Raw genomic sequence first — 6,418 nt, 5'->3', positions numbered from 1 at the left:
AGACCTCGAACGGCTGCCGTCAACGCTGGTCGGGTTTCATTTTCTGGCTGCCTGTGTTCTGCTCTGTCACAATCTCAAGCCCCTTTTTGCATAAGGTTCTTGGCAGCCTCTAACAATGGCTTCAAGAATTGGGCTTCGTGCCGTTCCCCACCGCTGAGCACGAATGCGATGGGGAGCCCATTACCTTCAGCCCGTAAGTGAATCTTGGTGCCGAATCCGCCGCGGGACCGTCCAAGTGCCTCATCCTGCCCCCCCTGTGCACCTGCGGCGCACGGATGGGCGCGAATAACCGTGCCATCCACAAAGTGCTTGGACCAGTCGAGCTGACCGTTCTGGTCGGCGTGTCGGAGGACTGCATTGAAAATGCCCTGCCAGATGCCGTTGGCTGTCCAGCGACGGAACCGACTGTGGATCGTCGTCCACTTGCCGAAGCGTTCTGGAACATCGCGCCAGGGTGCCCCCGTTCGGAGCACCCAAATGATTCCGCTGATAATGGGCCGGTGGTCGAGATATGGCCGCCCATGTCCAATTTGAGGGGGCAACAACGGATCAAGCCGCCGCCATTGATCATCAGTGATTTCCTCGCGCCACAGCGACAAATCCTACTGAACGTTAGTGAGGACTCGACCTTGGCCTACAGAACCTAGCACGCGGCCAAGGACAGGGGAGGAGACGATCTGCGCGATAGAAACCCAGTGCTTGGACCTCGCTGCCAGTTGCCCGGTCACTCCATCCAAAGGTATTGACGCTGGAGAGCCGGCAGCTACTATCGCCGGAGTTTCACCCCATCACGCGTCAGCGGGGTGTTGGAAGAAGTCCACATCGTTCAAGGAGATGGAGCGCCAGGCGGCCGCACTCTGGGGCATCTGGCAGGAGGCGGGACAATTCACGGCCGACACCCTGAGGAGGGCAGAGCCATGAGGGGGTGCTGACTGCCTGAGTCGAGTCTCCCGAAAGTCACTGTCTCGCCTCTGGGTCACTGTCTACGCTGAAGTGATGCCGGTGCATGACAGACCATTCAGTATGTTGACGAGCCTTCAAGAGGTGGACGAGTGGCTGGCACACCAACGCCGGCGGGTCCAGGAGATCGTCACGCAGCGGCAAGAATTGGTTGCAGCTGAAGCGCAGAGACAAGCAGAGTGGGAAGAGATCCAACGCCAGTGGGAGGATCAGGGATGAAGCGTGTGGCTCTGAGTTCTGCTTGCACTTTCCGGTTCGCGTGATCCTCCCCTCACATCCCTGAGCGGTGCTTATTGGGTGAGGGTCCTACGGTGCGGTATGCCCGAAGACGACTGGCCCATTTGTACTCAATGGAGTAAGCACACCCTAGAGGCTTGGATGGTCTATGCCAACGCACACGTCCAAAAGATCGTGACCCGGCGGCACCAGATCGAGTCACAGACGATGGAAGAGCGGGTCATCTGGCAAGAACACCTCTGGCGAAGTGCCCATCCTCAGCGGAAGAACGTGCCCTGGCGGACGGGATGACGCCTCGCTGCACCTTCCAGTGGGACCAGTGCACCGCGCGATCCCGTGAGAGGGATGCAGGATGAACGACACGCCGATGGGCTCCATATTCCATGATCCGGAAGCGGCGGCGGCCTGGGTGAGCTACGAGAGGGCCGTTCAGGATGAGGTTACCCTGGGACTCATCACCGCTGAGTTAGGCACCCATCTATGCAACGCTTGGGGAATGGCAGCCTGGTTCCGGTTCTACCAAGCGGCGCACACGGACTTCAAGCGAGAGTAAACCTGTTCCTGCGAGCCGTGAAAGGAAAAGGACAGATCGTTCAACTTCTTCTGACTAACCTATGGCTGTCCAGGGAACACAGAGCTGACGTGTCTCAAGGACACTTTCTCCATCCCCACAACGTAAGCTGGCCGAGTGAAGCTGGCCAGGGTGCCCTACATTTTATGTAGGGCTCTTTCTTGACGTGCAGTTGGGGTTGCGTTCAATTTTATGTAGGGCTCTTTCTTGACGTGCAGTTGGGGTTGCGTTCAGAAGAAACGCGCTGCCAGCGAGTCGGGAGAGACTTTCGTTGCTGAAGAACCCCCGAACCTGATGGGCGGGAGAGACCTGGGGTAGACCAGGGCCCTGGGGAGCCTGCTAGCCGCGGACGCGTCATTCTGCCAGAAACATTTGCAACAGCCTCTTTTTCTATACTGACTTCATGTTGGACGGCGCCACTCTTCCCCTCCCCCTTCTTGCGGATCATCTTCAACGTCTGACGGAGGGACTCGCTGCCGCCCAGACCCAAGACGATGTTCTCACGGCCGCCTTGTCCCCCGCCATGAATGCCCTGAACGCCCTAGCGGGTGCCTTCCTCCTTCTCGACCCACAACGTCAATGGCTCTCTGTCGCTGCACTTCAGGGCTCCCAGCCTCAGACCGTCTGGCAAGATGGACCCCTCACCCAGGAGACGCCCGCTGGAGACGCGCTGACCTCCGGCCAAGCGCTGTACTTCGAGCATGCTGGAGCTCTGAAGGCCACCTATCCGGAGCTGGAACAGCACACCGGCGGCGTGACCGCGGTCGCCACCGTGATCCTCCCCCTGCGTCTTGGGGAGCGCGCCCTGGGAGTCCTGATCCTGGACTTCCGGGAGCCGCACGAGTTTACGCTGGAAGAGCGGCGCTTCCTGACGATCCTGGCCGCCCAGAGCAGTGTGGCGCTCGACCGCGTCCGACTCATCGCCGCGCTCTCAGACCAGGTCCAGCAACGCACCACCCAACTGAGCCACCAGAGTGTGGCACTGGAGGCTGAGCAGGCTGCTCTACAGGCCTTCGTCGGCTTCACGGAGGCCGCGAGTCAGACCGAGGATGTCGCCGCCCTCGGCCGTCTTGCCCTGGATACCCTGCAGCACGTCCTTCCCGGCAGTAGCGGGGTGTTCTATACCCGAACCACGACCTGGCAACCCCTCAACTGGACCCCAGATCTCGCGCCTGACCTGCTCTCTGTTCTTCGGCAGGGTCTCCCCCTGGACACGCCCATCTTTGCGGAACTCCTCCAGACCAGGCAGCCGGTCTTCGTGGATGGCTGGATTGCCGACGAGCAACAGGTCGAGCACACGGGACAGTTTCAAACGGCCGCGGTCTACCCCATCGAGCAGAACGGAGACATCTGTGCGGTCCTCAGCGTGGCCCTTCGGCACCGGCCGCGCTGGACGTCATTTCAGCAGGGACTGGTCCGGGCAATCGGCCGGAGTTTTACGCTGCTCTATGACCGCATCGCTGTCCTGGAACAGCTCCGGCAGCAACGGGCCGAAGTCGAGGGGCGAGAGCGGGTGCTCGAGCTGCTCTCCCTCCTGATGACGCAACTCTCCACCCAGCAGGGGGACTACGCCCTGATTCAGCGCGCACAGGAGCAGGTCCTGAACCTGCTGCCTCCAGGCCACGCCGCGTACTGGGAGCCGGTGGAGGACCACTGGCAATTGCGCGCCTACGTCAACGATGTCGGGAACGCTGCGCTGATGGCTCAGATCCGTGAGGGCTTACCGATGGGCAAGACCCCTACCCTGGACCGGTGCTGGACGACTGGAGAAGCGGTCTTTCTGGACACCTATTTGCCAGAGACCGATGTTGCTGCGGAGCTGACGACCCATACGTACGCTATGGCCGCTTTGCCCATCGGGCAGGGGGAGCATCGGCAGGGCGTCATCAACTTTATCTCGTTCCAACCCCATCACTGGACGACGGCTGAACGCGCCCTGCTGCGGACCCTGGCCCAGGGCCTGGGGTCTGTTCTGGAGCGTGCCGCGCAGACCCGGCAGCTCGAGGAAGAGCGGGCCGGCCTGGCCGCCTTCGCTGCATTTACCGAGGCGGTCGGGGTGGAGTCGGACGTGCCAACCTTGGCCAGGCAAGCGGTGGCGGCCCTCCAAACGACGTTGCCTGGGCTCAGTGTGGCGTACCACGAGTGCGTAGAAAATCGTTGGGTCGTTCAGGCCTGGTCAGAGGACGTGCCCTCGGAAGTCGTGGCCCAGATGCAGGCGGGCGTTGCCGAGACTGCACCTGATTTTGCGCAAGCGGTGCACAGCGGGAGGGCGGTCTTTGTCGAGGGTTGGGACGCCCCCAGCAACGAGCTGCCAGAAGCCAGCATGTACGGAGCGGCGGGGTTCCTGCCCCTGACGGTCGCGGGGCAGACCTATAGCCTCTTGACCGTGGGCTTGCGCGAGGAAAAGCGCTGGTCGGAGCGGGGACGTAGCATCGTGCGGGCGGTGGCGCAGGGGCTGACCCTGGCGCTGGAGCGAGCGCACGCTGCGCAGGATGTCCTGATTCAGAAGCAGGAGTCCGAGCAGCGCCGTCAGGCCCTGGAAGCCTTCGCTGAACTGCCCCGCACGCTTCCGGAAGAGACCAACCGCTACGTCCTGATTCGGCGGGCACAGGAGATCATGCTCTCTCTGCTTACTCCCGGCTATGCCTTGTACTGGGAAGCGGGAGAAGACCGTTGGCACCTGAAATCTCAGGTGGGCGATATTGGCGATCCGGCACTTCAGGCGTTCGTGGACGAGCATGGGCTGCCGCTAGATGCCCCTGCGCTGCACAGCACCTGGCGCACTGGCATTCCCAAGTATCAGGACAACTATGCGCAGGGTGCGGATACCCCGCCTGACATGATTCGGCATGTTCAGGCTGCGACCGCCTTTCAGGTCCGGATGCACGGTCAGCCACTCGGGATGCTGGCCATCGGCCTGTTCGACCAACGGCACTGGACCTCAGTCGATAAAGCCGCTCTGGAAACAGCGATCTATAGCTTAGGTCTGGTCCTGGAACGGGCCCAGGGCCTGGAAGCTCTGGCAAGCCGGACAGCGGAGCTCGAGCGGGTCAACCAGGAGCTTCATACCGCGAACGACGAATTGGAGGCGTTCACCTACAGCGCGTCTCACGATCTGAGGACGCCCGTGCGTCACGTCAAGGGCTTCACGGAGATGGCGCTCCGGGCCTTGGACAAGAACGACGTTGGCAAGGCCCGGCGTTACCACCAGGTCGTCTCGGAAGCGGCCGATCGTATGACGGCACTGATCGACGCCATGCTGGTCCTTTCGCGCGCCGGTCGAGTGCCGATTCATCTCCGTGAGGTAGACCTGCGTACCGTAATCACGCAGGCGCAGCGGGACGTACAGATGGAATTTCCAGACCAGACGGTGGACTGGCAACTGGGACCCTTGCCCGTCGTTCAGGCCGACCCGCAGTTGTTACAACAGGTATTGACTAATCTGCTGAGTAACGCTGTGAAATACAGCCAGGGGCGAGAACACGTCACTGTAGAGGTGTGGACGCAGGAACAGCCCGGAGAAATACAGGTATTCGTGCGGGACAATGGCGTGGGATTCAATCCGGAGTATGCCGATAAGTTGTTCGGCGTGTTCCAACGACTGCATCGGCAGGAAGAATTTCAGGGGACTGGCGTGGGGCTGGCCACCGTACGTCGGCTGATTACTCGGCATGGTGGACGCGTCTGGGGTGAAGGTACTGTCCAGGGGGGTGCAACCTTTGGCTTTGCGTTACCTCGATAAGGTAATGTGACCTTCTCAGAGCGCCCTATGCCCCCACCAGTTGCCTCGATAGGGATCGAGCAGGTTGTCACTCCCGCCGGCGCCTTCGTTACGCGAATGGCATTGTGGCTGCCGGTGTTGTCGACAGTCGCGTGTTATTCTCCGCAACTTAAAGTGGAAGGCCAAGCATGGCGTCAGTCGATACGGTCACCGTTAGAGACAGACTTGCTTCTGACTGGCGAGGAGCAGGAGCGCTGGCATCTACTCGTCGAATGCCTGCCCGGTCAAGGGAGGGACGATGCCTGTCAAGTTCGAGGGTAGGATTGGGGACATCTGATCGGGCGCTCAGAAAGATCCATGTAACGTTACAAAACTCACAAACATCACATGCGCTAGTTTTTACCTTAAGGTGTCATGAACGACGCCCGAGAACAACAGCTACACGAGGCCCTCGACCGGATGGAAGCGACTGCACTGAGCCCGTATCATGGCGCCGATATTTCTCAGCTCATTCGCCGCCTCCTCAACCGGCAAAGTGAAGCACAACGCCAATTGCGATGTGCAGCACAAGAACTCCAGCAAGTGGCGGAACTATTACGCGATCAACGGGATCAGCCCACTCCAAAGGCCATTGCAGCCCGTCAGGAGATTGCAGGGGACTTTGCTGAAGGGGCGCGGGAGTTGGAACAGGCTTACGCGGCGCTAATGACAGCCACACAAAACCTAAGTTATTTACAGTACAGATTCCTATAGTGGATCCGATCCTATCAGAAATTTAAGAATATTCATAAGGCTGTTAGTCACCGCGGATAGGGGTTGACGGAAGGTACATACTCAGAAGTTGCACCTCGCGTAGGACAATGAATAGCCGTGCTGGCCGAGAAATTCTGCGTTTTTCGTGAAGAAGTGCAGCAAGCGGTTGAGATACA

5 protein-coding genes and 1 pseudogene are annotated in these 6,418 nt (G+C 60.2%); 5 read left to right on the top strand and 1 reads right to left on the bottom strand.

Translation table 11 applies throughout. The features are described from left to right. A pseudogene (locus ASF71_RS24230) lies at positions 1–94 on the top strand (IS5/IS1182 family transposase); the annotation flags it as partial. On the opposite strand, the gene ASF71_RS23180 reads toward ASF71_RS24230, so the two are convergent. Next, complete coding sequence (locus ASF71_RS23180) at positions 75–599, bottom strand: IS5 family transposase (RefSeq protein WP_235514618.1); 525 nt, start codon at positions 597–599, stop codon at positions 75–77. The pseudogene ASF71_RS24230 and the gene ASF71_RS23180 overlap by 20 nt on opposite strands. A gap of 397 nt (positions 600–996) precedes the next feature. On the opposite strand from ASF71_RS23180, the gene ASF71_RS24225 reads away from it, so the two are divergent. The 4 genes from ASF71_RS24225 to ASF71_RS24220 all read left to right on the top strand — a co-directional run bounded on the left by ASF71_RS24225 (position 997) and on the right by ASF71_RS24220 (position 6,242). After that, positions 997–1,179, top strand: coding sequence for a hypothetical protein (locus ASF71_RS24225; RefSeq protein WP_156372968.1), 183 nt, complete (start codon positions 997–999; stop codon positions 1,177–1,179). 370 nt (positions 1,180–1,549) lie between these two features. Continuing rightward, positions 1,550–1,750: a hypothetical protein gene (locus tag ASF71_RS19110; protein ID WP_056303079.1), complete on the top strand. Its 201-nt coding sequence runs from the start codon at positions 1,550–1,552 to the stop codon at positions 1,748–1,750. A gap of 421 nt (positions 1,751–2,171) precedes the next feature. Further along, a complete protein-coding gene (locus ASF71_RS19105) occupies positions 2,172–5,510 on the top strand; it encodes a GAF domain-containing protein (protein ID WP_056303077.1) in 3,339 nt (1,112 codons plus the stop codon). A 393-nt stretch (positions 5,511–5,903) separates the two neighbouring features. Beyond that, positions 5,904–6,242, top strand: coding sequence for a hypothetical protein (locus ASF71_RS24220; RefSeq protein ID WP_156372967.1), 339 nt, complete (start codon positions 5,904–5,906; stop codon positions 6,240–6,242). The last annotated feature ends 176 nt before the right edge of the window (positions 6,243–6,418 follow it).

Origin of the sequence: Deinococcus sp. Leaf326 (assembly GCF_001424185.1) — a bacterium.
Taxonomy (GTDB): Bacteria; Deinococcota; Deinococci; order Deinococcales; family Deinococcaceae; genus Deinococcus.
Note: the sequence above shows the minus strand (reverse complement) of the source record. Positions and strands in the feature narration are given on the sequence as shown.

What these genes read in the sequence shown, in the direction of transcription:
- ASF71_RS19105 (WP_056303077.1), top strand. Translation starts at nt 2,172, where the DNA reads ATGTTGGACGGCGCCACTCTTCCCCTCCCCCTTCTTGCGGATCATCTT.
- ASF71_RS19110 (WP_056303079.1), top strand. Translation starts at nt 1,550, where the DNA reads ATGAACGACACGCCGATGGGCTCCATATTCCATGATCCGGAAGCGGCG.
- ASF71_RS24220 (WP_156372967.1), top strand. Translation starts at nt 5,904, where the DNA reads ATGAACGACGCCCGAGAACAACAGCTACACGAGGCCCTCGACCGGATG.
- ASF71_RS24225 (WP_156372968.1), top strand. Translation starts at nt 997, where the DNA reads ATGCCGGTGCATGACAGACCATTCAGTATGTTGACGAGCCTTCAAGAG.